Genomic DNA, 504 nt, shown 5'->3' on the forward strand with positions numbered 1-504 from the left:
GGGTCCGTTGCCGTAGTCGTCAAGCGGTTGACTGGCGACTCAACGAAATGGAACGGAATAAACACGACGCCTTTTTGCATTCGCTTAGTCACAAACGCATCAATTTCGATGCTGCCACGACGAGTCGACACTTTTAGGCGCTGACCATTGTGGATACCAATTGCTTCGGCATCTTCAACACTGATCATCGCTCTTGGCCCAGCAAGGTTATCCAACCCTTTCGTTTTGCGTGTCATCGTACCGGTGTGGAATTGTTCTAGCACACGCCCTGTTGTAAGCACCAAAGGATACTCTTCATCAGGCAACTCGGCTGCATAACGGAACGGCACGCCCACCATTTGCCCTTTCCCTCGGGTAAATTGGGTTTGGTGCATAATACGAGTACCGTTTGGATTGTTCTTGTTACTTGGCCATTGAACACCGTTCGGCGTGATCGCGTCCCAACGCAACCCTGCATATTGCGGCGTTACACGCGCGATTTCGCTAGTGATTTCAGAAACGCAC

The 504-nt window shown here is 51.0% G+C and carries 1 protein-coding gene; it reads right to left on the reverse strand.

Features of this window, described 5'->3' with window-relative positions; genetic code table 11:
* A partial coding sequence (locus R7R24_RS30775; RefSeq protein ID WP_318120723.1) for a molybdopterin oxidoreductase family protein occupies positions 1-504 on the reverse strand: 504 nt, incomplete at both ends.

The organism is Vibrio sp. 704, assembly GCF_033339295.1.